We start from the raw sequence: 24,904 nt of genomic DNA, 5'->3' as shown, positions 1-24,904 counted from the left end.
GGAATAGGGAGAAATTGGCATGACCATTGCGATTATCGGCAACCAGTCGTTGATGCCGCGCGCCTTCCGGCTGGGCCTGAATCAGTGGTCCCAGACCGATGGCCGGGCCGGGTCTCCGACCTGGGCGGGTGCGGCGAACGCGGCGGTCGTCCCGGCGGACGAGGATTTCGGCAGTTGTCTCGAAATCCTCAAGCTCGAGACGGTGACATCCATCCGCTACATGCAGCGCACGCCGATCAATCCGGGCAGCTATCTGCGCGTCTCGGCGCGGGTGAAGGCCATCGCCGGCAACCTGCCGCAGGTGCGCATCGCCGCCTTCGCCGGCAATGCCGCGGGCGAGAATGTCGCGGGCGTGACCCAGATGGGCCCCGCGGCCACGCTGCCGGGCTATGGGCAGGTGGTCGAGGTCTCGGCCATCGTCGGCACCGGCCGGCGTGCGGGCGTGGACATGCCTTGGGGGCGCAATGCCACCTTCGGCCATTTCGGCCTGGACCTGACCGGCGACAACAACGGCTCGATCCGCATCGAGAGCATCGTCATCGAGGACGTGACGGCGGCCTTCGTGCCGGGGATGCTGGACTGGGTCGACGTGCGCGATTTCGGCGCCATCGGCGACGGCGTGGCCAATGACCGGGGCGCCTTTGTCGCCGCCGACCAGGCCGCCGCCGGGCGTCAGCTGCTGGTGCCCGAGGGCCGGTATTTCATCGGCTCGGACCTGAGCCTGTCCGCGCCCGTCCGCTTCGTCGGCACGCTGACCATGCCGCGCGCGGCGCGGCTGGCGCTGACGCGCAGCTTCGACTACCCGACCTATGCCGCAGCCTTCGGCGATGAGACCGAGGGGATGAAACGCGCGCTGCAGGCGCTTCTGGGCTTTACCGACCATTCCATGCTGGACCTGTGCGGCCGCAACGTGCATCTGGTCGAGCCGATCACCATTTCCGGCTCGGCCCCGAGCATGACCAGCTTTGCCAACCGCCGGGTCATCGCCAATGGCCAGATCAGCATCGTGCCCGGCCCGGCCTGGGACAGCCGGGTGGTGAACTCGGTCGCGACCTACAATCCCGGCCAGTCGCTGACGCTTTCCGCGGTCGGCAACATCGCCAATATCGAGGTCGGCTCGCGCGTCAGCGGCAACGGCGTCGGGCGCGAGGTCTATGTCATGGCCCGGAACGTGGCGGCCGGCACGCTGACGCTGTCGCAGCCGCTTTACGGCGGGCAGGGCACGCGCAGCTATACCTTCACGCGCTATCGCTATGCCATTGATTTCTCGGACATGGAGCAGCTCAGCCGCTTCAATTTCGACGATATCGAGTTTCTGCTGGAGGGCAATGCCAGCGGCGTCATGCTGGCCAAGACCGGTAACATGAACTGTTTCCGCGACTGCTATTTCACCCGGCCCAGGGATCGCGGCATCACCTCGATCGGCTCGGCCTGCCAGGGGATGCTGGTCGATCGCTGCGAGTTCCTGTCCAACGAGATGAGCGATCTGGCGCAGAACCGCACCACCGTCGCGCTGAACGTCAACAACAACGACACCAAGATCCGCCACAGCCGCTTCATCCGCTTCGCGCATTTTGCGGTGATGAACGGCGGCGGCCACATGATCGAGGGCAATCACTGGTTCCAGGGCGACAACGCCCAGAACGGCGTGCGCTTCGGCGGGCTGATCCTGACCCAGACCAATGTGCAGACCACGGTGACCGGCAATTACATCGACAATTGCTCGATCGAGTGGACGAACGAGCACGACCCCCGCCCGAATTTCGAGGGCGAGGAATATTCCTTCGGCGGGCTGACCATCACCGGGAACACCTTCCTCGCCTCGAACACGACGCTGGGCTTCAACTGGCTGGTGGTCAAGCCCTACGGCACCGGTCATTTCATCCACGGCCTGGCGGTGATGGGCAATGTGTTCAAGTCGCTGTTCAACAAGATCACCCGCATCGACCGGGTGGACACCACCTTTGCCGACCTGAACTATCAGCGGATGCGCAACATCCAGTTCCAAGGCAACATGTTCAACGGCGTGAACACCTATGTCGCCAACCCGGTGGACATCACCCACAGCCAGGCCACGGCCTCGAATCGCTGGCTGATCACCGTGGACAAGGCGCTGCCCTTCAACGGCTGGGTGCGCAATGTCGAATCCGTGGTCGCGACCAGCGCCATCACCAATGCCGCCAACGCCCGGATCAGCGAGATGCCCTGGGTGCAGACGCAACTGGCGGCGAACCAGCGCCAGATCGCGCTGAACTGGAACGCGGCGGCGCGGGGGGCGGTCAGCATCCGGGCGCGGATGGTCAACCCGGACTAAGGCGGTCCTTTCAGGATTTCTCCCAAGGCCCCCGGCGGATCACTCTGCCGGGGGTTTCAGCATGTCCGGCGGCCGGAGCCTGAACGCCTGCCCGAAACCGGCATTGAGCAGGCCCGAAAGCGGCTCAATGCGCCAGAAGCGGAAGTCCGGCAGGTCGAGATAGACCCTGGCCTTGGGATCCTTCGCCAGCCAGCGGGCGCGGCGGTCCTGGTCCGGGTCGGCGGGGACGGCCCGGCCGAGGACCGACAGGCGCGCATGGGTCATGGCGTCGCCCTTGGCCGCTTCGGCCGCGATCAGCAGCCCGGCCCGCGGGTCGGCCGCCAGCGCGCGGGTATGCGCCGCCAGTCCCGACAGCAGGGCCAGCGGCGTGCCGTCCGCATCGGTCTGCAAGGCGATGCGGGTGACCAGCGGCACGCCCGTCTTGGGGTCGAGCGTGCCGAGGCTGGCATGGCGCGCGCCCTCCAGCAATTGCCGGGCCAGGGCGCGGGCCTCGTCGGTGGTTTCGCGAATCGGGTCCATCTTCATGGCGCCATGCTGCGCCGGTCCCGGCCCGGCCGGCAACCGGTCTTTGACGGCATGGGTCAGGCGCTCGCCGCCAGTTCCTCGGGACGCAGCGCGCCGGGGAAATGGCAGGCGGTCAGGTGCCCGTCGCCCAGAAGCGCCGGCCGCTCGGCGGCGCAGAGGGCCTGCGCGCGCGGGCAGCGGGTGCGGAACACGCAGCCCGAGGGCGGGTTCATCGGCGAGGGCAGCTCGCCCCGCAGCGGGATCATCCGCTTGTCGCGTTCCAACTGCGGGTCGGGGATCGGCACGGCCGAAAGCAGCGCCTGGGTATAGGGATGCTGCGGATCGGCATAGAGCGCCTGCGACCCGGCCAGCTCCATCACCCGGCCCAGATACATCACCAGCACCCGGTCGCTGATATGCTTCACCACCGAGAGGTCATGCGCGATGAAGATCAGCGCCAGTCCCAGGTCGCGCTGCAGCTCGTCCAGCAGGTTGATGACCTGGGCCTGGATCGACACGTCCAGCGCCGAGACCGGCTCGTCGCAGATCACCAGCTTCGGCTGCACGATCAGGGCGCGGGCGATGCCGATGCGCTGGCACTGGCCGCCGCTGAATTCGTGCGGATAGCGGTTGATCTGGTTCGGAAGCAGGCCGACGCGGTCCATCATGTCCTTGACGCGGCGCTTGACCTCGTCGCGGCCCAGGCCCTTGTGATGGGTGGCCAGCGGCTCGGCGATGATCTGGCCCACGGTCATGCGCGGGTTCAGGCTGGCCAGCGGGTCCTGGAACACCATCTGGATCTGGCTGCGGTATTTCAGCATCCCTCGCGCCGAAAGGCCGATCAGGTCGGTGCCGTCCTGCCAGATCGCCCGGCCCGTCGCCGGGACCAGGCCGGTCAGCGCCCGCGCCAAGGTCGATTTGCCCGAGCCCGATTCGCCGACGATGCCCAGCGTCTCTCCCGGCATCAGGGTGAAATCCACCCCGCCGACGGCATGCAGCAGGCGTGGCCTGGCCCAGGGCAGGGCGCCTTGCGCGGGAAGCTGGAAGGTGACGCGCAGGTCGCGCGCCTCGATCAGCGGCTTGGCGGTCATGGCTTGGCCTCCTGAAGCATCCCGGCCGGCGCCTCGTCCAGATCGGCGGCGGCGGGCTCGGGCAGGTCGGGCTGCGGGGCATGGCCGGCGCGCACCGTGGCAAGGCCGGCATGGCAGGCCCGCTCGCGCCCCGGCGCGAAGGGGTCGAGCGGCGGCATGGTCTCGCAGACCGGCATGGCATAGGCGCAGCGCGGCGCGAAGGGACAGCCGGGCGGCGGGTTGGTCATGTTGGGCGGGCTGCCGGGAATGGCGGTCAGCCGCTCGCCCTTCTGGTCCACGCGCGGGATCGCCGCCAGCAGGCCCTGGGTATAGGGATGCGCGGGGTCGGCGAAGATCGGCCCGACCGGCGCGCGCTCCATCACCCTGCCGCCATACATGACCATCACCCGCTCGCAGGCGCCGGCGACCACGCCGAGATCATGGGTGATCAGGATCATCGCCATGCCGAATTCGCGGCGCAGATCGGCCAGCAGTTCCATGATCTGCGCCTGCACGGTCACGTCCAGCGCCGTGGTCGGCTCGTCCGCGATCAGCAGGTCCGGACGGCAGAGCAGCGCCATGGCGATCATCACCCGCTGCCGCATGCCGCCGGAAAACTCGTGCGGATACAGCCGGATGCGGCCGCGCGCGTCGGGGATCTTCACCGCGTCGAGCATCCGCGCGGCCTCGGCCACCGCCTCGCGCTTGCCCAGGCCCTTGTGCAGCATCAGCACCTCGGCCATCTGGTCCGAGACGCGCATATAGGGGTTCAGGCTGGTCATCGGGTCCTGGAACACCATGGCGATGCGGCGGGCGCGGATGCGGTTCAGGACCTTGGGCGGGGCGTTCAGGATCTCGGTGCCGTCGAAGCGAACCGAGCCCGTGGCGCGGCCGTTCCGCGCCAGCAGGCCCATGATCGAGAACGCCAGTTGCGACTTGCCCGAGCCCGATTCGCCGACGATGCCCAGCGTCTGGCCGCGTTCCACGTCCAGGTCGATTCCGTTCACGGCCGAGACCTCGCCGTCGGTGGTGGCGAAGCGCACGGTCAGGTCGCGGATTTCCAGCAGCGCCATGTCAGCGATCCTTCGGGTCCAGCGCATCGCGCAAGCCGTCGCCGACGAAGAAGAAGGCAAACAGCGTGATGCAGAAGAAGAACAGCGGAAAGGCCAGCTGCCAGAGCGTGCCGTAGTTCATCGTCCCCGCCCCTTCGGAGATCAGCGCCCCCCAGGAGGTCAGCGGCTCCTGCACGCCAAGGCCCAGGAAGCTGATGAAGCTTTCCGACAGGATCATCAGCGGCACCAGCAGCGTCGCATAGACCGCGACCACGCCCATCAGGTTCGGCACGATATGGCGCAGGATGATCCGCCATGCTGGGACGCCGGTGGCGCGGGCGGCCTCGATGAATTCGCGGTTCTTCAGGCTCAGGGTCTGGCCGCGCACGATGCGCGACATGTCCAGCCAGGAAATCAGGCCGATGCCCAGGAACAGCATGGACATCGAGCGGCCGAAGACCACCAGCAGCAGGATCAGCACGAACATGTAGGGGATCGACATCAGCACATCGACCGCGCGCATCATCACCGCATCGGTGCGCCCGCCGACATAGCCTGCCGTCGCGCCGTAAAGCGTGCCGACGACGACCGCGATGCCGGCGCCGATCAGCCCGACCATCAGGCTGACCTGCGTGCCCTGCACCGTGCGCGAGAACAGGTCGCGGCCCAGGTCGTCGGTGCCGAAATAATGCCCGTTCGACCAGCTGGGCGCGCCGAGCTGCGCGGCCTGGCCCATGATCGAGAAGTCCATCTCCTCGTTCGACCAGGCGGCCAGCTGGTTGCCCAGCAGCGCGAACAGCCCGACCAGGACCAGCACCGCGAGGCTGACCATGGCGGCCTTGTTGCGGCGAAAGCGGCGGCGGGCGTCGGCCCAGGGGCTGCGGCCCCTGACCTCGGGTTCGGCAAGCCGCGCGGCCAGCGATTGCATCTGACGGCTGTCGATCATGGCTCAATACCGGATCTTCGGGTCGATCCAGGCGTAGAGCACATCGACCACGAGGCTGAAAAGGATGGTCAGCGCGCCGACGAGGATGGTGATCCCCATCATCACCGCATAATCGCGGTTCAGCGCCGAATCGACGAAGCTGCGGCCGATGCCGCCGGTCGAGAAATACATGTCGATCACCACCGATCCGGTGATCATGGTGACGAAGGCGGGGCCAAGGTAGCTGATGACCGGCAGCATGGCGGGCTTCAAGGCATGGCGCAGGATCACCGCGCGTTCGGGCAGCCCCTTGGCGCGGGCGGTGCGGATGTGGTTCGAGCCCAGCACCTCAAGCATCGAGGACCGCGTGATGCGCGCGATCGAGGCCATGAAGCTGGTGGAGAGCGCCACGACCGGCATGATCCAGTAGATCGGCCCGCCCCAGCCGCCGCCCGGCAGCCAGCCGAGCCACAGCGTGAAGACCAGCACCAGCAGCGGCGCCATGACGAAATTCGGCAGCACCTGCGCGCCGATCGAGATGCCGACGGCCAGGTAGTCCATCCAGCTGTTCTGCCGGATCGCCGCCGCGACGCCCAGGGCCACGCCGACCGCCACCGCCACGACAAAGGCGATGCCGCCATAGGTCAGCGTCACCGGAAAGCCGGCGGCGATGATCTGGTTCACCGAACGGTCGGGATAGACGAAGCTGGGACCGAAGTCGAAATGCGCCACGATCCCCCAGACATAGCCCGCGATCTGCCGCCAGAGCGGCTCGTCCAGCCCGTATTTCGCGTTCAGGTTGGCCAGCACCTGCGGCGGCAGGGCGCGTTCCTGCGTGAAGGGCCCGCCGGGCGCGGCATGCATCAGCAGGAACGAGACGACGATCAGCAGAAGCAGCGTCGGAATGGCGACCGCGAGCCGCCGCAGGATGAAGCCGAACATGCGCAGGTTCCCGATGACAGGTGCCGGACGTGTTCAGGGGCAGCCGCGCGGCCACCCCCGGGGGTCATTTCTGGATGCGGTAGATGTCCTTGGCATACCAGTCGTTCATCACGTTCTCGGTCGGCAGGCCCTTGATGTCGTCGCGGATCATGTCGACCTTGGAATATTGATAGACCGGGACCAGCGGCATGTCCTCGGCCAGGATCTTCTCGGCCGCGGTATATTGCTCGTTCGGGTCTTCCGAGGTCTTGGACTGGTCCATCAGCCTGTCGAATTCCGGGTTGGAATACTTGCCGTAGTTCATGCCCGTGCTGCGGAAATAGTCGAGGAAGGTCGAGGCCTCGTTATAGTCGGCGCACCAGGCATAGCGGGCCATCTCGAAATCCTGCGACTGCATGCGGTCGGTATGCACCTTCCATTCCACGTTGTTCAGCGTCAGCTCGACGCCGATCTGCTTGTAGAACTGCTGCGCGGCGACGGCGATCTTCTTGTGGTTCTCGTCGGTATTGTATTGCAGGGTCAGCTTCAGCGGCTTGTCGGGACCGTAGCCGGCCTCGGCCAGCAGCGCCTTGGCCTTTTCCAGCCGCTCGGCCTGGGACCAGCCGGCATAGTCGATCTCGGGCATCTGGAAGCCCTCGATGGCCCAATGCGTCCAGTTATAGGCCGGCTTCTGGCCGCCCTGCAGGATCTGGTTCACCACCACGTCGCGCTGCATGGCATAGCTGAGCGCCTTGCGCACCCGCACGTCCTTCAGCGCCTCGGGGCCTTTCTCGCTGACGTTCAGAAGATAGGCATAGGTGCAGGAATAGGGGATCGAGACCGCCTGGTCGGGGAATTGCTCCTTGAGCCGCGGATATTGCCCGGCCGGGATCTGCACGCGGTCGAGCTCGCCCGCCTGATAGCGGGTCAGCGCGACGTTGTTGTCGTTCACCGTCAGGCCCTTGATCCGCTCCATGATCACATTGTCCGCGTCCCAGTATTCCGGGTTCTTCTCCATGCTGATCTGCACGCCCAGGTCGTGGCTTTTCAGCACATAGGCGCCGTTGCCGACCAGCTTGCCGGGCTGGGTCCAGCTGTCGCCCTCGGCCTCGACCACCTTCTGGTGGACCGGGAAGGTCGAGCCATGCGTGACCATTTTCGGGAAATAGGGCGTGGGGGTGGTCAGCCTGACCTCCAGCGTGTGGTCGTCCACGGCCTTGACGCCCAGCTCCTCGGGCGTCTTCTCGCCCTTGACCACCGCCGTGGCGTTCTCGACGTTCATCAGCTCCATGAACCAGGCATATTCGCTGGCGGTGGCCGGATCGGCCAGCCGCCGCCAGCTATAGACGAAATCATGCGCGGTGACCGGATCGCCATTCGACCATTTCGCCTCGGGGCGCAGGTGGAAGGTATAGGTCAGCTTGTCCTCGGACAGGTCGAAGCCGGTCGCGACGCCGGGAACCGGCGCGCCCTTCTCGTCCTCGTTCAGCAGGCCCTCGAAGAGCTGGCGGATGATGTCCGAGCCCTCGACATCGGTGTTCTTCTGCGGGTCGGCGGTCTTGATCGCGTCCAGCAGCCAGAAGGTATAGGATTGGTTCTCGGCCAGCTTCTCGCCCTCGGCGGGCTTCACGGCCAGCGCAGGCAGGGCCATGCCTGCAACCAGAGCGGTCGTCAGGAACAGTCGGATCATGGGGCACCTCTCTGATGTTCATAGCGCGGTTCTTGCTGTCCATGCCGCGCGGATGACCGAAATTGAGCCCAAAACCTGTAAGACAGCAAGAGAGATTTCCGGCTTTCGCAGGGCCCGCCCATGTGAAACAACACGGACATGAGCAGCGATCCGCGCATCATCATGGTCACCGGCGGCGCCCGTTCGGGCAAGTCCGCGCTGGCCGAATCCATCGCCGCCCGTCACCCGGGCGCGCGGATCTATATCGCCACGGCCGAAGCCCGGGACGACGAAATGACGCAGCGTATCGGCCGGCACCGCGACCGGCGCGGCACCGGCTGGCAGACGGTCGAGGAGCCGCGCGATCTGGCCGGCGCGCTGGCGCGCACGGACGGGCAGGGGGTGCGGCTGGTCGATTGCCTGACGCTGTGGCTGTCGAACCTGATGGCCGACGGGGATGATCCCGCCCCGCAGGTGCGCCGGCTTTGCGCGGTGCTGGGCGCGCAGAACAGCCCCGTGGTGCTGGTGACGAACGAGCTGGGTCTGGGCATCGTGCCCGAGAATGCGCTTGCCCGCCGCTTCCGGGACGAGCATGGCTGGATGAACCAGGCGGTGGCCGGGGTCGCGGACGAGGTCTGGATGGCCGTCAGCGGCCTGCCGCTACGCCTCAAACCGCAAAGAGGGACATCGTGAAAGAGTTCGACGAGACCGCCGCCGCCGCCGCCCGCGACCGCCAGGACCAGCTGACCAAGCCCCCCGGCTCGCTGGGCCGGCTCGAAGAGCTGGCGGTGTTCATGGCCGGCTGGCAGGGCCGCGAGCGGCCGGCGATCGAGCGCGCGCAGGCGCTGGTCTTTGCCGGCAATCACGGCATCACCCGGCAGGGCGTGAACGCCTTCCCGGCCGAAGTCACCGCCCAGATGGTCGAGAATTTCCGCAAGGGCGGCGCGGCGATCAACCAGCTTTGCCGGCTGGCGGGGGCCGAGCTGCAGGTCATCGCGCTGGACCTGGACCGGCCGACCGGGGATTTCACTGAAGGCATGGCGATGGAGGTCGACGAGCTGGTCGCCGCCATCCAGACCGGCAAGAACGCCGTGGACCCGAAGGCCGACGTGATCCTGCTGGGCGAGATGGGGATCGGCAATTCCACCGTCGCGGCGGCGCTGGCGGCGGCGACCTTCGGCGGCACGGCCGAGGACTGGGTCGGGCCCGGCACCGGCGCCGACGACGCGGTCATGGCCAACAAGCTGCGCGCCGTCGCGGCCGGGCTCAAGCGCCACAAGGGCGCTGCGACGGCGGCCTCGATCCTGGGCTCTTATGGCGGGCGCGAGCAGGCGGCGATCTGCGGCGCGGTGATCCGGGCGCGCGAGCTGGGGATCCCGGTGATCCTGGACGGGTTCATCTGCTCGGCGGCGGCGGGCGTGCTGCTGGTCAACGACCGCAACGCGCTGGACCATTGCCTGATCGGCCATGAAAGCGCCGAGCCGGGCCATCGCCGCCTGATCGCGGTGATGCAGAAGAAGCCGGTGGTGACGCTGGACATGCGCCTGGGCGAGGGCTCGGGCGCGGCGGTGGCGCTGATGATCCTGCGCGCGGCGCTGGAATGCCATAACGGCATGGCCACCTTTGCCGAGGCCGGGATTGGCTAGGCTTCCGGCCGAGGCGGCGCTGGCGCTGGTCTGGCTGACCCGGCTGCCTGCGGGGCGGCTGTTGCCCGCGACGCCGCCCGCCCTGGCGCGGGCGGCCTGGGCCTTTCCGCTGGCGGGGCTGGCCGTCGGGCTGATCGGCGCCGCCGTTCTGGCGCTGGCCGCCTTTGCCGGGTTGCCGGCACCGGTCGCGGCGCTGCTGACGGTGGGCGCCATGATCCTTGTCACCGGCGGGCTGCACGAAGACGGGCTGGCCGATTTCGCGGATGGCAGCGGCGGCGCCACGCCCGAGCGGCGGCTGGAGATCATGCGCGATTCCCGCATCGGCAGCTATGGCGTCCTGGCCCTGATCGTGACCATCGGGCTGCGCCTGGCGGCGGTTGCGGCGCTGTTCGGCGACCCGTGGCTGGCCGCGGCAGCCCTGGCCGGGATGGCGGCGGCATCGCGCGCCGGCATGGCGACGGGGCTGGGGCTGATGCCGCCGGCGCGGCGCGACGGGCTGGGCCATGCCGCGGGCCGGCCGGGGCGCGGCACCGTCGCAGCGGCGCTGGCGTTGGGCGCCGCGGCCTTGCTGCTGCCGGCGCTATGCCTACCGTATCCGCCGGCGGCCTGGCTTCTGCCGGCGGCGGCCATGGCGGCGGCGCAGCTCTGGCTGGCGCGGCGGGCGATGCGCGGGCTCGGCGGGCAGACCGGCGACGTTCTGGGCGCCATGCAGCAGGCGGGCGAGGTCGCGGGGCTGGTCGCCCTGACCGCGCTGGCCTAAGCGCCGTTACGTCGCTTTGCTTTTTCTTGACCGCCTTTAGGGGTTCATTCATACGAAACGGCTACATCAAGGGGGAAACCCCTGCTCGCGGGCCACAAGAACATTGAGGGAGGTTTTCACATGGGCGCCCTGCTGGGGCTTTCTCGCGGCATCGACCGCGTCAATTCGGTCATCGGCCGAAGCGTGAGCTGGCTGATCCTCGTCGCCGTTCTGGTCAGCGCCGGGAACGCGGTCATCCGCAAGGTGCTGAACACCTCGTCCAACGCCTGGCTGGAGCTGCAATGGTATCTCTTCGGCGCCGCCTTCCTCGGGGCCGCCGCCTATACGCTCAAGGAAAACGAGCATATCCGCATCGACATCATCTATGGCCTCTGGAGCCGGCGCCGCCAGCACTGGATCGACCTGATCGGGCATGTCTTCTTCCTGATGCCCTTCGTCACGCTGATGATCTGGTATCTCTATTCCTGGGCGATGCGCTCCTATTACCGGGGCGAGGTCTCGACCAATGCCGGCGGGCTGGTGCTGTGGCCGGCCAAGATGCTGCTGCTGGCCGGCTTCGTCATGCTGTTCTTCCAGGGCATTTCCGAGATCATCAAGAAGATCGCCGTCATGCGCGGCATCATCGAGGATCCGAACCCCTTCGTCTCGGCGCATGAGGCCGCGGCGCTGGAAAGCGAGACCATGGCCCGCGAGATGAAGGCCGCGCTGGAGGAAGACCGGCAGGACGGGGAGACCCGCAAATGATGGTCTTCATCGCGCAGAACATGGCGCCGATCATGTTCGCCTCGCTGGTGATCTTCCTGCTCTTCGGCTATCCGGTCGCCTTCGCGCTGGCCGCGAACGGGCTGTTGTTCTTCGTCATCGGCGTCGAGCTTGCGCCGCTGTCGGGCGGCAACATCAACCTCAGCTGGCCCTTGCTGAACGCCATGCCGGAACGGTTATGGGGGGTGATGTCGAACGAGACATTGCTGGCCATTCCCTTCTTCACCTTCATGGGCATCGTGCTGGAGAAATCCGGCATGGCCGAGGACCTGCTGGACACCATCGGCCAGCTTTTCGGCCCGATCCGCGGCGGTTTGGCCTATGCGGTGATCATCGTCGGCGCGCTCTTGGCGGCGACGACCGGCGTGGTCGCGGCCTCGGTCATCGCCATGGGGCTGATCTCGCTGCCGATCATGCTGCGCTACGGCTATGACCGGCGCATCGCCTCGGGCACCATCGCCGCCTCGGGGACGCTGGCGCAGATCATCCCGCCCTCGCTGGTGCTGATCGTGCTGGCCGACCAGCTCGGCCGCTCGGTGGGCGACATGTACAAGGGCGCGCTGATCCCCGGCCTGGTGCTGACCGGCATCTACATGTCCTATATCTTCGTGATGTCGATCATCCGGCCGAACAGCCTGCCGGCCCTGCCGAAAGAGGCGCGGACGCTGGGCTCGGGCGTGACATCGCTGCTGATCGCGCTGGCCCTGACGGCGGGCGGGGCCTGGCTGGCCTTCCGCTGGCTCTATCCGACGCATGGGCGGGATGCCGACATCCTGGCGCCGGCGCTGGCGGTGATCGTGATCTATGTGCTGGCGCTGCTGGACCGGGCGCTGAAGATCAACCTGATGTCGCGGCTGGCGCAGCAGGTCATCATCGTGCTCATCCCGCCGCTGGCGCTGATCTTCCTGGTGCTGGGCACGATCTTCCTGGGCATCGCCACGCCGACCGAGGGCGGGGCCATGGGCGCGGTCGGCGCGCTGCTGCTGGCAGGGGTCAAGAACCGGCTCAGCTATGACGTGATCCGCCAGGCGCTGCTGGCGACCACGCGGCTGTCGGCCTTCGTGATGTTCATCCTGATCGGGGCGCGGGTGTTCTCGCTGACCTTCTACGGCGTGAACGGGCATATCTGGGTCGAACACCTGCTGACCTCGCTGCCCGGCGGAGAATACGGCTTCCTGATCGCGGTCTCGGTGCTGGTCTTCCTGCTGGCCTTCTTCCTCGACTTCTTCGAGCTGGCCTTCATCATCGTGCCGCTGCTCGCGCCGGCGGCGCAGGCGATGGGTATCGACCTGATCTGGTTCGGCGTGCTCTTGGGCGTGAACATGCAGACCAGCTTCATGCACCCGCCCTTCGGCTTCTCGCTGTTCTTCCTGCGCTCGGTGGCGCCGAAATCCCCCTATCGCGACAAGGTCACCGGCCAGATGATGCAGCCGGTGACCACCGGGCAGATCTATTGGGGCGCGGTGCCCTATGTCTGCATCCAGCTGGTGATGGTGGGCATCGTCATGGCCTTCCCGGGGCTGGTCATGCATTACAAGGGCGCGCCCATCGATACCTCGAATGTCCGCTTCGAGATTCCCTCGGGCGGCGGGCTGGGGGGCTTGGGCGGTCTTGGCGGGCTGGGCGATCCCTTCGGCCAGCCCGCCGCGCCCGGAACTGCGACCCCTGGAACCGCGACCCCTGGAACCGCGGAACCCGGGACCGCGGCACCCGGCGGTATTCCGGCCCCGGGCGGGCTGGACGGTCCGCCGGATTTCGGCGCCCCCGCGACCCCGGCCGAGCCGCAGGACGGAGCGCCGGCCCCGGCGCCCGCCGCGCCTGCCGCTCCCGATGGCGGGCTGGGCGGCCTGTCGGGCCCGCCGCCGGGCCTGACCGCGCCGCAGCAGCCGGCGAACGACTGACGGGAAGGGCGGCCCCAGGGCCGCCTTTCCCTTGGCCTGCGCACAATGGAAAGGGCCGCCGCGATCTTCTCGCGGCGGCCCCGGTCGTTCCGGCAGCGGTTCGGCTCAGAGCGTGCCGTTGCGCTGCTGGATCATCATGAAGGTGTCATAGGTATATTCGGAAGTCTGGTTATAGAGATACCAGTCGCCCCGCGCCACCTTGATCGACTCCCAGATCTTCTTGAAGGGTTCGTTCGAGGCCTCCAGCTCGGCATAGACCTCGTTCGCGGCCTTGTAGCAGGCATCCAGGATCTCGGCGCTGAACGGACGCAGCTGGGCGCCCGAGGCCACCAGCTCCTTCAGGGCGATCGGGTTCAGGTGGTCGTATTTCTGCAGCATGTCGGCATCGACCGCCTGGCAGGCGGTGTGCAGCAGCGACTTGTAATTCTCGGGCAGCGATTCGTATTTCTCCTTGGCGAAGAAGAAATGCACCGTCGGGCCGCCTTCCCACCAGCCGGGATAGTAGTAATAGGGCGCGACCTTGAAGAAGCCCAGCTTCAGGTCGTCATAGGGCCCGACCCATTCCGAGGCGTCGATGGTGCCCTTTTCCAGGGCCGGATAGATGTCGCCGCCGGCGATCTGCTGCGGCACGGCGCCCAGCCGTTCCAGCACCCGGCCGGCAAAGCCGCCGACCCGGATCTTGAGGCCCCGCAGGTCGGCCACCGCGTTGATTTCCTTGCGGAACCAGCCGCCCATCTGCACCCCGGTATTGCCGCCCGGCAGGCCGAAGATGTTATGGTTGGCCAGGAATTCGTTATAAAGGTCGATGCCGCCGCCATGGTATTGCCAGGCGTTCATGGCCCGCGCCGACAGCGCGAAGGGCACCGCCGAACCCAGCGCGAAGGTCGGGTCCTTGCCCCAGCTGTAATAGCCGACCGTGTGGCAGGCCTCGACCGTGCCGTCGGTGACGGCGTCCTGCGCCTGCAGGCCGGGGACGATCTCGCCGCCCGCAAAGACCTGGATCTGGAACTTGCCGCCGGTGGCCTCGGACAGGTATTTCGACAGCACCTCGGCGCCGCCATAGATGGTGTCCAGCGATTTCGGGAAGGCCGAGGTCAGGCGCCATTTCACCTCCGGCATTTCCTGCGCGATGGCGGGCGCGGCCAGAGCGGCCCCGGCGACCGCCGTGGCGCCGCCGACCGTGGCGCGGGTCAGGAAGGCACGCCGGCCAAGCTGGTTGGATTCTTTCATGGGTTCCTCCGCGTTGATCGGCCTTCTCCTGGCGGCCGATATGCAGGGGAATGTTGCACGCGGCCGATACCCTGTCGAGACGCCCCGGCCGGATTTTTTGCCCGATCCGGGGCCCGCCGCCGGTTGCCGCAGCGTCAGTCCGGGCCGCGCCGGGGATCGCCGATCTTGTGGCCGCATCATCGGACTACCCAAGCGATTTGGGCTTGCCTATACTGGCGGGGGTCCGGGACTTTGGGGGAACAAGGGATGCGCTGTCCTTTCTGTGGAAATGTCGATACGCAGGTCAAGGATTCGCGTCCGGCCGAGGATAACGTGGCCATCCGCCGCCGCCGCTTCTGCCCGGCCTGCGGCGGCCGCTTCACCACCTATGAGCGGGTGCAGCTGCGCGATCTGGTCGTGGTCAAGTCCAGCGGCCGGCGCGAGGATTTCGACCGCACCAAGCTGGAACGTTCGATCCGCATCGCCATGCAGAAGCGCCCGATCGAGCCCGAGCGCATCGACCAGATGATCTCGGGCATCGTGCGCCGGCTGGAAAGCATGGGCGACACCGACATCCCCTCGAAGGTCATCGGCGAGATCGTGATGGAGACGCTGGCCCGGATCGACACCGTGGCCTATGTGCGTTTCGCCAGCGTCTACAAGAACTTCCAGGCGGCGGACGATTTCGACAAGTTCGTCTCGGAGCTGCACCCCCACGCGGTCGAGGAGTGAGCGACCGGCGCCACATGCGCCACGCGCTGGCGCTGGCACGGCGCGGCCTTGGCAATGTCTGGCCCAATCCGGCGGTGGGCTGCGTGCTGGTCCGCGGCGGCGCGGTGGTCGGGCGCGGCTGGACCCAGCCGGGCGGAAGGCCCCATGCCGAGGCGATGGCGCTGGCCCAGGCGGGCGCGGCGGCGCGCGGCGCCACCGCCTATGTCACGCTGGAGCCCTGCGCCCATCACGGCAAGACCCCGCCCTGCGCCGAGGCGCTGGTGGGTTCGGGGGTCGCCCGCGTCGTCACCGCCCTGACCGATCCCGACCCGCGCGTGGCCGGTCGCGGCCATGCCATCCTGCGCGCCGCCGGGATCGAGGTGGCCGAGGGTGTCTGCGAGGCCGAGGCGCGCGAGGTGCAGCGCGGCTTCCTGAGCCGCGTGCAGCGCGGCCGGCCGATGCTGACGCTGAAGCTGGCGGCCAGCTTCGACGGCCGCATCGCCACCGCCTCGGGTGAAAGCCAGTGGATCACCGGGGCGCGGGCCCGCCGCCACGTCCATGCGCTGCGCCTTGGCCATGACGCGGTGATGGTCGGCGGCGAGACCGCGCGCGCCGACCGGCCGGGGCTGAACGTGCGCGGCTTCGGCCCGGTGCGGCAGCCGGTGCGCATCGTGGTCTCGGCGCGCGGCTTGCCCGATCTGCCCGCCGAGGGGCCGGAGCATGGCCCGCTGTGGCGGGTCGCGGGCGACCCCGAGAGCTTCATGGCCGAACTTGGCGCGCGCGGGTTGACCCGGGTGCTGTGCGAAGGGGGCGGGGTGCTGGCGGCGGGCCTCTTGCGGGCGGGCATGGTCGATCAGTTGATCGGCTACAGCGCCGGCATCGTGCTCGGCGGCGACGGCCGGGCCGGGATCGGCGCGCTGGAACTGGCGCATCTGGCCGAGGCGCCGCGCTTTCGGCTGGTCGAGACGCGGCGGATCGGCCCCGACCTCATGCATCGCTGGCTGCGCGATGAAGCGGGGGACTGTTGATCCCGAGCAGGCTGCTGAAAAAGGATTTTAAGAGGGCGGCGCGGCGGAAATCGTTCTAGATCCAGCGAAGATCGGCCTGAAAAATGAGGCGTTTTTGACCGATTTAAGGCGGATTTCCCGGTTCCTCGCCCGCGTTGTCCCTGTCGCACGACTTTTTCAGCAGCCTGCCAGGGCGTGGTCTAGCGCCGCCAGAGCCAGGCGTAGCTGCTGAGCGCGCCCTGTGCCTTGGCCAGCCAGCGCAGCCCCGGGCCGCCCGCGGCCAAGCCGGGATCGCCCAGCCGTTCCACGGCGATCTCGGGCGGGCAGGGCAGGCCGCTGACCGGGTCGAAATAGCGCGGATAGGCGATCAGGGCGCAATGGATCAGCACCGCCAGATCGGCCCGCACCTGCCGCCGCGCCGGAATCGGACCCAGGTCGCGGGTCAGCCCCCAGCCGGCATAGAAGGGCGCGCCCAGCGTGGTTACGGGCAAGCCGCGCAGCAGCGCCTCGAACCCCAGGGTCGAGGTCATGGTCCAGACCTCGTCGACCTGGCCCATCAGCGCATCGGCGGCAGCGTTGCGGGCCACGACATCTGCCAGCCGGCGCATCTCGGCCTCGGGGATCAGGCCGGGGCGCAGGCCGGCCTCGACATCGGGATGCGGCTTGTAGATCAGCACCGCATCCGGGTTCTCGACCCGGACGCGCTGCAGCAGGGCCAGGTTGGTGCGCACTTCGCCGGCGCCGAGGCGGATCGAGGCGTCGTCCTCGACCTGGCCCGGCACCAGGATGCGATGCCCTGCCGGCAGCTCGGGCATCCGGCCGCCAAGGTTGTATTTGGTGATGCCGGATTCGACCAGCCGGCGGGCCAGATGCAGCGCCCGATCACGCCCGCCGGGGGGCAGGGGCCCGGTCATCAGCCGCTCGAAGCGGCTTTCGCGGCCGGGGTCGTAATAGATCCCCAGGTCGTCGGCGACCAGCGACAGCGGCGGCACCAGCGCGGCGCCGAGCCCGCGCGAGCGCAGGAAGCCGTCTTCGACCCGCAGCGCGCCGGGGGTCTCCTCCGCGCGGCCGGCCCAGGCCAGGGTCACCTTGGGCCCGGGTTTCGCGGTGAAGCGCAGGCCCCGGCCGCTGCCGAAGAACCGCGCCATGAACGGGCGTTTCCACAGCCGGATGCCATAGGCCAGGTGCCCGGCATGGTCCTGGCACCAGGCGCGGGCCTCGGCCTCGATCTGGCGCAGCGCGCCCTCGAAATCGGTGAGCCGGTCGCGGCAGGGATCATACCAGACCGGCGCCAGCAGGTGGCTGGCCGCGAAGAGCTGTTCGATGCTGGCCGGGCGGCGGCGGGGCATGGGATGCTGGTCGTCGCTGAGCCCCCAGCCGGCATAGAAGGGCCGCCCGAAGACGCGGGGCCGGTGCCCGGCCAGCATCGCCTCGTAGCCCAGCTGCGAGGACAGCGCATAGACCCGCGCCGCACCCGCGAGCAGCGCCCAGGGCGAGAGGGCGCTGTCGCAGAAGAGCTCGCCCGGGCGCAGGTCCTCTGCGGTGAAATGGCCCGGACGCAGGCCACGCGCCGTCTCGGGGTGGCTGCGGATCACCAGCGGCAGGCCGGGATTCTCGTCGCGGGCCGCGGCCAGCATGTCCAGGAAGTCGGCCCGGGTGGCGCCCAGCAGCGAGGCGTCGCCCCGGGTCTGGTCGATGACCAGCACATAGCCGGGGGCGGGCGGTTCCAACCCCGGCAGATGGGCATTGTATTTCGACAGATCCGCGGCGATCAGCCGGGCGATACCCTGCCGGGCGGCGTCCAGATGCGCCCGGCTTTGCGGCGCATGCACCAGGCTTTCGATCAGCGAGGGCGCCTCGGGGTCGAAATGCAGCCCGACCGGGTCGATCAGCAGGCCGATGGGGCCGCGCCGCGCCACCGGCCCGCGCGCCCGCCCCGGCAGGACCGAGCGCAGGAAGGCGTCCTCGACCCGCACAAGCCGCGCGCCGCGCCGGGCGGCAAGCGCCTTGCCGCGCCAGGCGGTCGAGCTGTCGCCCCAGATGCCGACATGATCGTCGCGACCCGGCAGGCCGATGCGCGGCGACCAGCCGGCCAGTTGCAGGATGCGGCGCAGGCGCGGGCGGGTCAGGAACCCGGCATTGCATATGAAAAGCCGCCGGGAATCCCCGGCGGCCCTGTCCTTCGGCAGCATGTGCTTACTCGAAGGCGCTGTTGGCGGTACCGACCTCGGCGGCGGTGCCCAGGATCGACTGCAGCGTCTTGCGCCACTGCACGAAGGGCGCCTCGGTCACATAGACGGTATCGCTGTCGCGGATGACGAAATCGCGCGCCAGGAACATGCCGTCGGGCTTGGTCAGGTCCAGCACATAGGCGACGCGCTGGGTGCCGTGGACGTCGTTGCGGCCCAGCACGGCGCGCGCCACGCCCTGCGGCTCGTCGCGCAGCACGAAGACGCCCTTCGGATCGGCCAGCGAGGTGCTGAGGCCGCCGACCATCGCCACCGCCTCGATGGCGTTGATCTGCTCGTTGCCCAGCGGCACCTTGGTCTGGCCCCCAAGCGCGCCAAGCGCGGTAAAGCTGCGCTCGTCCTCCTCGACCAGGATGACGTCGCCGGGGCGCAGCGCGATGTCGTTGCGCGCGTTGGAGTAGAGGTCGCGCAGCCAGACCTTGCCGCTGGCATTGCCGCGCTTGACGGTCACCACGGCGATCTCGGGCTCGATCGAGACGCCGCCGGCCTTGGACAGCATGGCCGAAAGCGTGCGGGTCGGGCGTTCGATCGGATAGACCCCCTGGGCGGTCACCTTGCCCATGACCGAGACGGTCGCGCCGTCGCCCGCGACGCGGGTGACCATGACCTGCGGGTCGGGGGTCTGGGTTTCCAGCTTCTGGGTGATGATGCGGCGCAGCTCCTCGGGGCTGTTGCCCGCCGCCAGAACCCGGCCGGCATAGGGCACGAAGATATAGCCCTGGCTGTCCACCTGCAGCTGGGTGAGCTGGGTCGAGCTGGAGCCCATCGAAGCCAGCAGCCCGTCATCGACGTTTTCCCAGATCGACAGGCCCAGCACGTCGCCGGGACGGATTTCGTCGGCGCCCACGGCGGAGGCCGAGCGGAAATCGGCCGAGAAACCGTAGGCGGGCGTGTAATTCGCCGCCCGGTTCACCCGGTCGTCGACATGGACGATATGCGAACTGCCGCCCTTTTCCACCGCGCCCGACATGATCTCGTTCTTGGTGGGACCGGAACGCGGCAGGCCGCAGGCCGAGACCAGAAGCATCGCCCCGACAAGCGCCGCCTGGGTCAGGCGTGCGGCGAGCGAGCGCGCGCGAAAAGGCGCCGCACCGGTGCCAAGGGGCGAAAAACTAACGTGCGTCAAACTGTTACTCCTGTCCTCTCGCGCGATTCCCGGATCGCAGGTCGCATTTTTCCGGCACGTTACCGCAGCGTCTCCGGGTTTTCCATATTTTTGCCCCGCTCAATCGTCTCGCGTGCCCATCTGTTGCCGATATTTGCCGCGTCCGGCGAAAAGCGCCTGATAGGGGTCCTCGGGCGCCAGCATCATGTCGACGACGATCCGCAGCGCATGCGCGCGCGAATGCGAGGCGTAGAAACCGCCCGGCACCTGGCTGCTTTCCAGCAGGAAGTCGCGATAGCGCCGATAGGCCAGCGCATGCGGCGGGCGCGGATCGTGCAGGAATTCCGCCAGGCTCTGGTCCGAGACCAGACCCGGCTTGTCGAAGACCGCGCTGCCCATGGCCTTGACCGGCAGGCCGCGCCACAGCGCCTGCTGGGCGGCGGTCGAGTTCACCGTCACCGCCGCGCGCGCCTGGTTCATCAGCCGCGCCAGCTTGCCGCCGCGCACGAAATGCACCCGCTGTTCGATCCCCAGCGCCCGGGCCTTTTCCAGGATGGCCTGGCGGATCCCGCCGCGCCCGTCCTCGAGCGGGTGGGCCTTGAAGACGATGCGATGGTGGCAGGGCGCCGAGCGGGCGAATTCGGTCAGCACCTCGTCGGTGAACTCGGCCATGCGGGAATAGGGCGAATGGGCGACGAAGTTCGAATCGTGTTCCAGCTGCATCAGCACCAGCACATAGGGAAAGCCGCCGCGGCGCACCGCGCCGGCCTCGCGCATCCGCGCCAGCGCGTCGAAGGGCGTCAGCAGGAAGCGGCGCAGGTTCAGCCGGAATTCCTGGAACACGCCGATCTGGCGATGGGTGCGATAGCCCGGATAGCGCCGGTTCGCCACCAGCACCATGAAGTGGTAGAGCGCGCCATAGAACTTGTGCTGGCGCATGTCGCCCCAGCGTGCCGGCGGGCGATTCATCTCGCCGACGCGGTTGCGCAGCGCGTTGCGCATCTCGCGCAGGGGGATGCGCATCAGCGCCGAATGGCCGTTCGAGCCGCCGCGCTCATAGGTGATCCAGAACGGGCGCAGATAGCCCTCTTCGAAGACATGCAGCACCAGGTCGTGGCGCTGCGCCGCCTCGCGCGCCGCGGCATGGACGGGGCGCACGTCGCCGTAAAGCACGATGTCGGTCACGCCCTTCTCGGCGATGATGCGGTCCAGATGCGCCGGCCAGTCCGCGGGCCCGCCGGCATGGCGGATGAAACGCGCCTTGTCGGACCAGAAGAACTCGTCCCCGGCGTTGAATCCCACCCGCCAGACCTGCGCCCCGGTGTCGCGCAGCAGCCGCCCGACCCGGTCGAAGAACGGGCCGTGCGGGCCCTGCAGCATCAGGAACACCCTTTTCTCGGCCGGCAGGGCCGCCGTCGCGGCCACGGCGGCAAGCGGCCGGCCGGCGGGCGCGGGCGGTCTGGCGGCCTGCGGCGCGGGTTTCGGCGGGGTGGCACGCAGCTGGCGTGATCCTGTCGTCATGGCATTCGGCATCGGAGCCCTGGAATCTGGTTCATGCAGGAATTTGGGCTTTTCGCTACAGGCGGGGCCCGGCCACCGGGGTCATGCCTCCTCTGATTGCACCAAAAACCCGCCTCTGTCACGGCCTTTCCCGATTCTCGCTTAACCGGCGTTAACACCTGTTGCGGCTTTGCTTGAAGATCGCGCCCCAAGGCTCTAGTTCTCGGGCAGCACGAAGGAAGGGGGCGTCCATGTTTACCGGCATCATCACCGATATCGGCGAGGTTTCCCGCGTCGAGATGCGCGGCGACATGCGGGCGCGGATCTCGTGCCATTACGAGATGGCGGGGGTGGACCTGGGCGCCTCGATCGCCTGCGACGGCATCTGCCTGACCGTGGTCGAGAAGGGCGCCGACTGGTTCGACGTGGATATCTCGGCCGAGACCATCTCGAAGACCAATATCGGCGCGAACGGCTGGGCGCCGGGCCGGCGGCTGAACCTCGAACGCGCGCTGCGCGTCGGCGACGAGCTGGGCGGTCATATCGTCTCGGGCCATGTCGACGGCGTGGCGGTGATCGAGGAGATGCGCGACGAGGGCGACAGCACCCGCATCACCTTCCGCGCGCCCGAGGCGCTGGCGCGCTTCATCGCGCCCAAGGGCTCGGTGGCGCTGAACGGCACCTCGCTGACGGTGAACGAGGTCGCGGGCAGCCGCTTCGGCGTGAACGTCATCCCGCACACCCAGGCGGCGACCACCTGGGGCGAGGTGCGGGTCGGCGACGAGGTGAACCTGGAGATCGACACGCTGGCGCGCTATGTCGCGCGGCTGGCCGAGGCGGGCTGATGGCGGGCATCGGCCATAATCGCGGCCCCGGCCTCGACCCCGCACCGGGGCGCGGCTTTCGCGCCCATGCCTGGGCGGTGGCGCGGCGCGAGCTGCTGGGTGCCCGGCTGCCGGTCGAGGTGGTACGGATGCAGGTGCGCCGGGCCAGGCAGCTGGGGCTGGACTACCAGACCTATGCCGGGGTGCGGGCGGCGACCGGGCGGGACCTGGTCGCCTTTCTTTATTCGACGAACGCGCTGGGGGTGTTCCGCGACGGCCAGCCGGTCGGCGCCGCCGAGCGCCGGCGCATCGCGCAAAGCGCGGCCGCGCCGCATCTGGGCTGCGCGCCGGGGCTTGCACCGGATGCGCTCGCGGTGCAGATCGGGGCGGTCTCGGCCGGGCACCTGCCGCCCTTCGGCGACAGCTGGTCGGCGGTCCGGGACAGGATGAAAGGCTGGCTGCGGGCGCAGGGCCTGCCCGGCGACGCGGTGCTGATGATCGGCGAGACCGACCATGAGCGGGAAATGATGACGGCGGGCGGTCTGGCGGGTTTCGTCACCGGCCAGAGGTTCTTTGCAGGAGCGGCGGATGCAATATGAAAAGCCGGGACCGGTCGAGCGCGACTGGTCCGACGCGATCTCTCCCATCGAGGAGATCATCAACGAGGCCCGCAACGGCCGCATGTTCATCCTGGTCGATCACGAGGACCGCGAGAACGAGGGCGACCTGGTCATCCCCGCGCAGATGGCCACGCCCGATGCGATCAACTTCATGGCCACGCATGGCCGCGGCCTGATCTGCCTGGCCATGCCGGCGGCGCGCATCGATGTGCTGGGGCTGCAACTGATGAGCCCCAAGAACTCCAGCCGGCACGAGACCGCCTTCACCATGTCGATCGAGGCGCGCGAGGGCGTGACCACCGGCATCTCGGCCCATGACCGCGCCCATACCGTGGCGGTGGCCATCGACCCGACCAAGGGGCCGGCCGATATCGCGACGCCGGGCCATGTCTTTCCGCTGCGCGCCCGCGACGGCGGCGTGCTGGTCCGCGCCGGCCACACCGAGGCGGCGGTGGACGTGGCGCGGCTGGCCGGGCTGAACCCCTCGGGGGTGATCTGCGAGATCATGAACGAGGACGGCACCATGGCCCGGCTGCCGGACCTGATCGCCTTCGCGCAGAAGCATGGCCTGAAGATCGGCACCATCAGCGACCTGATCGCCTATCGCCGCCGCCACGACAACCTGATCGCCGAACGCGGCCAGCGCGCGGTGCATTCCCTGCATGGCGGCGACTGGATGATGCGCATCTTCGCCGACGAGACCACGGGCGCCGAGCATATCGTGCTGACCAAGGGCGACCTGACCGCGCCCGGCCCGGTGACGGTGCGCATGCACGTGCTGGATCCGCTGCACGACGTGCTGGGCATCGGGCGCGAGAATGCCGGCACCCTGGACGCGGCCATGCGCATCATCGCCGAAGAGGGCCGGGGCGTGGTGGTGCTGTTCCGCGACCTCGAGCCGCGCCTGCCGCGCCAGGGCGAGGTCTCGTCGCATGTGCTGCGGCAATACGGGCTGGGGGCGCAGATCCTCTCGGCGCTGGGTCTGTCGGAACTGGTGCTGCTGACCAATTCGGCGCCGGTCAAGGTGGTCGGGCTTGACGCCTACGGGCTTTCGATCCATTCCACCCGTTCGATTCCCAAAGAGTGACCCCATGGCCGCCAGCATCGAACATTACCAATTGCCGCTGCCCCGGATCGAGGGCGGCGCGCGCCTGCTGATCGTGGTGGCGCCCTATTACCGCCAGATCGCCGACGGCCTGATCGCCGGCGCCCGCGCCGTGGCGGAAGCCGCCGGCGCCGCGGTCGATCTGGTCGAGGTGCCCGGCGCGCTGGAAATCCCCAGCGCCATCGCCCTGGCCGCCGGCCGCAATCTTTATGACGGCTATGTGGCGCTGGGTTGCGTGATCCGGGGCGAGACGACGCATTACGACACGGTCTGCAACGACAGCTCGCGCGGGCTGACGCTGCTGGGCCTGCAGGGACATTGCATCGGCAACGGCATCCTGACGGTCGAGAACGTCGAGCAGGCCGAGGTCCGCGCCGACCCGCTGGGCCAGAACAAGGGCGGCGGCGCGGCGGCTGCGGCGCTGCACCTCGTCGCGCTCAAGCGGGGCTGGGCGGCGCAGTCGCCGCGCGGCGATGCCGCGCCTCCGCGCGACGTGATCAAGCTGGCCGGCGAAATCGACGGGCCGGGCAGCGCATGAGCGGGGCGGGCGACAAGACGCGCCGCGAGGGCGACCGGCAGGCACGGCAGGCCCGCGCCGCCGCCGCGCGGCTTTACGCGGTGCAGGCGCTGTTCCAGATGGAGGCTGCCGGCCTGTCCGCCGACCGGGTGCAGCGCGAATTCCTGAACTGGCGCATCGGCCGCGAGGACGAGGACGAGGACATGGTCTCGGCCGAGGCGGATCAGGCGCTGTTCACCCGAATCGTCGATGATGCCGTCACCTGGCAGTCGCGCATCGACCAGATGACCGACCGGGCGCTGGTGGCGAAATGGCCGATCAACCGCATCGATCCGGTGCTCCGTTCGGTCTTCCGCGCCGCCGGGGCCGAGCTGGTGACGCCCGGGACCCCGCCCAAGGTGGTGATCACCGAATATGTCCGCCTGGCCCAGTCCTTCTTCGCCGAAGGGCGCGAGTCGAAATTCGTCAATGCCGTGCTGGACCACATGGCCCGCGAGGCCCGGCCCGAGGCTTTCTGAAGCGCCGCGCGCGGG

Annotated in this window: 23 protein-coding genes; 13 read left to right on the top strand and 10 right to left on the bottom strand. The window is 68.6% G+C overall.

Features of this window, described 5'->3' with window-relative positions:
- The first annotated feature begins 19 nt into the window (after nucleotides 1-19).
- Complete coding sequence (locus L632_RS0112625; protein ID WP_028716919.1) at nucleotides 20-2,314, top strand: hypothetical protein; 2,295 nt, start codon at nucleotides 20-22, stop codon at nucleotides 2,312-2,314.
- 39 nt (nucleotides 2,315-2,353) lie between these two features.
- On the opposite strand, the gene L632_RS0112620 is transcribed toward L632_RS0112625, so the two are convergent.
- From L632_RS0112620 to L632_RS0112595, 6 genes are all read right to left on the bottom strand, one after another.
- The gene (locus L632_RS0112620; protein WP_028712100.1) at nucleotides 2,354-2,839 is read right to left on the bottom strand and encodes a HugZ family protein; all 486 of its coding nucleotides are present in this window, start codon (nucleotides 2,837-2,839) and stop codon (nucleotides 2,354-2,356) included.
- Between the two features lie 56 nt (nucleotides 2,840-2,895).
- Nucleotides 2,896-3,909, bottom strand: coding sequence for an oligopeptide/dipeptide ABC transporter ATP-binding protein (locus L632_RS0112615; protein WP_028716918.1), 1,014 nt, complete (start codon nucleotides 3,907-3,909; stop codon nucleotides 2,896-2,898).
- Entirely contained in the window at nucleotides 3,906-4,961 is a 1,056-nt protein-coding gene (locus L632_RS0112610; protein WP_028712098.1) for an oligopeptide/dipeptide ABC transporter ATP-binding protein, read from the bottom strand. The genes L632_RS0112615 and L632_RS0112610 overlap by 4 nt, the downstream gene beginning before the upstream one ends.
- 1 nt (nucleotide 4,962) lies before the next feature.
- On the bottom strand, nucleotides 4,963-5,886 hold the full coding sequence (locus L632_RS0112605) for an ABC transporter permease subunit (protein ID WP_028712097.1): 924 nt from the start codon (nucleotides 5,884-5,886) through the stop codon (nucleotides 4,963-4,965).
- 3 nt (nucleotides 5,887-5,889) lie between these two features.
- Entirely contained in the window at nucleotides 5,890-6,807 is a 918-nt protein-coding gene (gene oppB / locus L632_RS0112600) for an oligopeptide ABC transporter permease OppB (RefSeq protein WP_028712096.1), read from the bottom strand.
- Nucleotides 6,808-6,871: 64 nt separating this feature from the next.
- Nucleotides 6,872-8,476 carry a peptide ABC transporter substrate-binding protein gene (locus tag L632_RS0112595; RefSeq protein ID WP_028712095.1) on the bottom strand — a complete coding sequence of 535 codons (1,605 nt, stop codon included), beginning with the start codon at nucleotides 8,474-8,476 and terminating at the stop codon, nucleotides 6,872-6,874.
- A gap of 138 nt (nucleotides 8,477-8,614) precedes the next feature.
- Between L632_RS0112595 and cobU the strand changes: the two genes are divergently transcribed.
- From cobU to L632_RS0112570, 5 genes are all read left to right on the top strand, one after another.
- Entirely contained in the window at nucleotides 8,615-9,148 is a 534-nt protein-coding gene (gene cobU, locus L632_RS0112590; RefSeq protein WP_028712094.1) for a bifunctional adenosylcobinamide kinase/adenosylcobinamide-phosphate guanylyltransferase, read from the top strand.
- Nucleotides 9,145-10,101, top strand: coding sequence for a nicotinate-nucleotide--dimethylbenzimidazole phosphoribosyltransferase (gene cobT / locus L632_RS0112585; RefSeq protein ID WP_028712093.1), 957 nt, complete (start codon nucleotides 9,145-9,147; stop codon nucleotides 10,099-10,101). Before cobU ends, cobT begins: the two co-directional genes overlap by 4 nt.
- A complete protein-coding gene (gene cobS / locus L632_RS0112580) occupies nucleotides 10,094-10,861 on the top strand; it encodes an adenosylcobinamide-GDP ribazoletransferase (RefSeq protein ID WP_028712092.1) in 768 nt (255 codons plus the stop codon). Before cobT ends, cobS begins: the two co-directional genes overlap by 8 nt.
- A 120-nt stretch (nucleotides 10,862-10,981) precedes the next feature.
- Nucleotides 10,982-11,605, top strand: a complete 624-nt coding sequence (locus L632_RS0112575) for a TRAP transporter small permease subunit (protein ID WP_028712091.1) — start codon at nucleotides 10,982-10,984, stop codon at nucleotides 11,603-11,605.
- Entirely contained in the window at nucleotides 11,602-13,524 is a 1,923-nt protein-coding gene (locus L632_RS0112570; RefSeq protein WP_028712090.1) for a TRAP transporter large permease subunit, read from the top strand. Before L632_RS0112575 ends, L632_RS0112570 begins: the two co-directional genes overlap by 4 nt.
- A 105-nt stretch (nucleotides 13,525-13,629) precedes the next feature.
- On the opposite strand, the gene L632_RS0112565 is transcribed toward L632_RS0112570, so the two are convergent.
- Nucleotides 13,630-14,754 carry a TRAP transporter substrate-binding protein gene (locus tag L632_RS0112565; RefSeq protein ID WP_028712089.1) on the bottom strand — a complete coding sequence of 375 codons (1,125 nt, stop codon included), beginning with the start codon at nucleotides 14,752-14,754 and terminating at the stop codon, nucleotides 13,630-13,632.
- 246 nt (nucleotides 14,755-15,000) lie between these two features.
- On the opposite strand from L632_RS0112565, the gene nrdR reads away from it, so the two are divergent.
- A complete protein-coding gene (nrdR, locus tag L632_RS0112560) occupies nucleotides 15,001-15,465 on the top strand; it encodes a transcriptional regulator NrdR (RefSeq protein ID WP_028716917.1) in 465 nt (154 codons plus the stop codon).
- 14 nt (nucleotides 15,466-15,479) lie between these two features.
- A complete protein-coding gene (gene ribD, locus L632_RS0112555) occupies nucleotides 15,480-16,472 on the top strand; it encodes a bifunctional diaminohydroxyphosphoribosylaminopyrimidine deaminase/5-amino-6-(5-phosphoribosylamino)uracil reductase RibD (protein ID WP_028712087.1) in 993 nt (330 codons plus the stop codon).
- 179 nt (nucleotides 16,473-16,651) lie between these two features.
- Here ribD and L632_RS0112550 read toward each other — a convergent pair whose 3' ends face one another.
- The 3 genes from L632_RS0112550 to L632_RS0112540 form a co-directional block, all read right to left on the bottom strand.
- Nucleotides 16,652-18,643: a capsular polysaccharide biosynthesis protein gene (locus L632_RS0112550; protein ID WP_028712086.1), complete on the bottom strand. Its 1,992-nt coding sequence runs from the start codon at nucleotides 18,641-18,643 to the stop codon at nucleotides 16,652-16,654.
- Between the two features lie 4 nt (nucleotides 18,644-18,647).
- The gene (locus L632_RS0112545; protein ID WP_198021828.1) at nucleotides 18,648-19,826 is read right to left on the bottom strand and encodes a polysaccharide biosynthesis/export family protein; all 1,179 of its coding nucleotides are present in this window, start codon (nucleotides 19,824-19,826) and stop codon (nucleotides 18,648-18,650) included.
- Nucleotides 19,827-19,925: 99 nt separating this feature from the next.
- Entirely contained in the window at nucleotides 19,926-21,326 is a 1,401-nt protein-coding gene (locus L632_RS0112540; protein ID WP_371255989.1) for a capsule biosynthesis protein, read from the bottom strand.
- A 230-nt stretch (nucleotides 21,327-21,556) separates the two neighbouring features.
- Between L632_RS0112540 and L632_RS0112535 the strand changes: the two genes are divergently transcribed.
- From L632_RS0112535 to nusB, 5 genes are read left to right on the top strand one after another with little or no spacing between them, the layout of a single operon-like run.
- The gene (locus tag L632_RS0112535) at nucleotides 21,557-22,150 is read left to right on the top strand and encodes a riboflavin synthase (protein ID WP_028712083.1); all 594 of its coding nucleotides are present in this window, start codon (nucleotides 21,557-21,559) and stop codon (nucleotides 22,148-22,150) included.
- Complete coding sequence (locus tag L632_RS0112530) at nucleotides 22,150-22,728, top strand: hypothetical protein (RefSeq protein WP_028716914.1); 579 nt, start codon at nucleotides 22,150-22,152, stop codon at nucleotides 22,726-22,728. The genes L632_RS0112535 and L632_RS0112530 overlap by 1 nt, the downstream gene beginning before the upstream one ends.
- A complete protein-coding gene (gene ribB / locus L632_RS0112525) occupies nucleotides 22,718-23,836 on the top strand; it encodes a 3,4-dihydroxy-2-butanone-4-phosphate synthase (RefSeq protein WP_028712081.1) in 1,119 nt (372 codons plus the stop codon). Before L632_RS0112530 ends, ribB begins: the two co-directional genes overlap by 11 nt.
- Before the next feature lie 4 nt (nucleotides 23,837-23,840).
- Entirely contained in the window at nucleotides 23,841-24,392 is a 552-nt protein-coding gene (locus tag L632_RS0112520; RefSeq protein ID WP_028712080.1) for a 6,7-dimethyl-8-ribityllumazine synthase, read from the top strand.
- Nucleotides 24,389-24,889 carry a transcription antitermination factor NusB gene (nusB, locus tag L632_RS0112515; protein ID WP_028712079.1) on the top strand — a complete coding sequence of 167 codons (501 nt, stop codon included), beginning with the start codon at nucleotides 24,389-24,391 and terminating at the stop codon, nucleotides 24,887-24,889. The genes L632_RS0112520 and nusB overlap by 4 nt, the downstream gene beginning before the upstream one ends.
- The last annotated feature ends 15 nt before the right edge of the window (nucleotides 24,890-24,904 follow it).

It is taken from the genome of Paracoccus sp. J39 (assembly GCF_000518925.1).
Classification (GTDB): domain Bacteria; phylum Pseudomonadota; class Alphaproteobacteria; order Rhodobacterales; family Rhodobacteraceae; genus Paracoccus.
The sequence above is the reverse complement of the archived record's forward strand: the minus strand, read 5'-3'. Positions and strand labels throughout refer to the sequence as shown.

Excerpts from the sequence above, each read along its gene's own strand:
- L632_RS0112625 (WP_028716919.1), top strand. The coding sequence starts at position 20 with ATGACCATTGCGATTATCGGCAACCAGTCGTTGATGCCGCGCGCCTTC.
- L632_RS0112620 (WP_028712100.1), bottom strand. The coding sequence starts at position 2,839 with ATGAAGATGGACCCGATTCGCGAAACCACCGACGAGGCCCGCGCCCTG.
- L632_RS0112615 (WP_028716918.1), bottom strand. The coding sequence starts at position 3,909 with ATGACCGCCAAGCCGCTGATCGAGGCGCGCGACCTGCGCGTCACCTTC.
- L632_RS0112610 (WP_028712098.1), bottom strand. The coding sequence starts at position 4,961 with ATGGCGCTGCTGGAAATCCGCGACCTGACCGTGCGCTTCGCCACCACC.
- L632_RS0112605 (WP_028712097.1), bottom strand. The coding sequence starts at position 5,886 with ATGATCGACAGCCGTCAGATGCAATCGCTGGCCGCGCGGCTTGCCGAA.
- oppB (WP_028712096.1), bottom strand. The coding sequence starts at position 6,807 with ATGTTCGGCTTCATCCTGCGGCGGCTCGCGGTCGCCATTCCGACGCTG.
- L632_RS0112595 (WP_028712095.1), bottom strand. The coding sequence starts at position 8,476 with ATGATCCGACTGTTCCTGACGACCGCTCTGGTTGCAGGCATGGCCCTG.
- cobU (WP_028712094.1), top strand. The coding sequence starts at position 8,615 with ATGAGCAGCGATCCGCGCATCATCATGGTCACCGGCGGCGCCCGTTCG.
- L632_RS0112575 (WP_028712091.1), top strand. The coding sequence starts at position 10,982 with ATGGGCGCCCTGCTGGGGCTTTCTCGCGGCATCGACCGCGTCAATTCG.
- L632_RS0112570 (WP_028712090.1), top strand. The coding sequence starts at position 11,602 with ATGATGGTCTTCATCGCGCAGAACATGGCGCCGATCATGTTCGCCTCG.
- L632_RS0112565 (WP_028712089.1), bottom strand. The coding sequence starts at position 14,754 with ATGAAAGAATCCAACCAGCTTGGCCGGCGTGCCTTCCTGACCCGCGCC.
- nrdR (WP_028716917.1), top strand. The coding sequence starts at position 15,001 with ATGCGCTGTCCTTTCTGTGGAAATGTCGATACGCAGGTCAAGGATTCG.
- ribD (WP_028712087.1), top strand. The coding sequence starts at position 15,480 with ATGCGCCACGCGCTGGCGCTGGCACGGCGCGGCCTTGGCAATGTCTGG.
- L632_RS0112550 (WP_028712086.1), bottom strand. The coding sequence starts at position 18,643 with ATGCTGCCGAAGGACAGGGCCGCCGGGGATTCCCGGCGGCTTTTCATA.
- L632_RS0112540 (WP_371255989.1), bottom strand. The coding sequence starts at position 21,326 with ATGACGACAGGATCACGCCAGCTGCGTGCCACCCCGCCGAAACCCGCG.
- L632_RS0112535 (WP_028712083.1), top strand. The coding sequence starts at position 21,557 with ATGTTTACCGGCATCATCACCGATATCGGCGAGGTTTCCCGCGTCGAG.
- L632_RS0112530 (WP_028716914.1), top strand. The coding sequence starts at position 22,150 with ATGGCGGGCATCGGCCATAATCGCGGCCCCGGCCTCGACCCCGCACCG.
- ribB (WP_028712081.1), top strand. The coding sequence starts at position 22,718 with ATGCAATATGAAAAGCCGGGACCGGTCGAGCGCGACTGGTCCGACGCG.
- L632_RS0112520 (WP_028712080.1), top strand. The coding sequence starts at position 23,841 with ATGGCCGCCAGCATCGAACATTACCAATTGCCGCTGCCCCGGATCGAG.
- nusB (WP_028712079.1), top strand. The coding sequence starts at position 24,389 with ATGAGCGGGGCGGGCGACAAGACGCGCCGCGAGGGCGACCGGCAGGCA.